This is a genomic window from Methylopila musalis (genome assembly GCF_042679725.1).
In the GTDB taxonomy this organism is placed as follows: Bacteria; Pseudomonadota; Alphaproteobacteria; order Rhizobiales; family Methylopilaceae; genus Methylopila; species Methylopila musalis.
In genome coordinates, this window is the sequence record NZ_JBHTMX010000421.1 from 1 (window position 1) to 707 (window position 707).

At 76.2% G+C, this 707-nt stretch carries 1 protein-coding gene and 1 pseudogene; both read left to right on the forward strand.

The window, feature by feature from the left end; all coding sequences use genetic code 11:
- Nucleotides 1-148 precede the first annotated feature (148 nt).
- A pseudogene (locus ACFQ4O_RS18080) lies at nucleotides 149-325 on the forward strand (phage tail assembly chaperone); the annotation flags it as partial.
- 3 nt (nucleotides 326-328) lie between these two features.
- Nucleotides 329-707, forward strand: a 379-nt coding sequence (locus ACFQ4O_RS18085) for a phage tail tape measure protein (RefSeq protein ID WP_378777817.1), incomplete at its 3' end; no start/stop codon positions are given.

Here is a 707-nt window from a genome sequence, read left to right on the forward strand (position 1 = left end):
CCGCCCGCCTGACCCATGACGAGGGCGCCGCCGGCTTCGTGCGGGTGGTGGCGGAGCTGCTGGCCGCGACCTTCGGAGGTGGTGGCGGCGGCGGGGAGGGCGGGGCCGAGCCCGCCGCCCCTTTGGCCCGCGCGCCTTCCCCTGGGACGAGCTGACCGCCTTCGGCCTCGGACGCCTCGGCCTCGCGCCGGATGTCTTCTGGCGGGCGACTCCGCGGGAGATCGCGGCCGCCGCCCGCGCCTTTTCGCGCCCCGCCGGCCCGCCGGCGCTCGGCCGCGCCGACCTCGTCGCGCTGATGGCGCGCTTTCCCGATCAGGAGATCTGACCCATGGCCGACGATCCCATCACGGTCTCCATCGACACCGCCGGCTTCCGCCGGGAGATATCGGAGGCCGACCGGCTGACGCGCGGCTTCGGGCGGGCGCTCGGCCAGGCGCTCGAGGGCGGCGTGGTCAAGGGCCGCTCGCTCGGCGACGTGCTGCGGGGGCTCGGCTCGCGCCTGTCCCAGCTTGCGCTCCAGAGCGCGCTGAAGCCGGTCGAGAACACGCTGGGCTCGCTGTTCTCCAATCTCACGCAGAACCTGTTCGCCGGCGTCACGCCCTTCGCCAAGGGCGGGGTGCTGGCCTCGCCCACCGTGCTGCCGAACGGCGGCGCGGGGCTGGCGCTGGCGGGCGAGGCGGGGCCGGAAGCGGTGCTGCCGCTCGCCC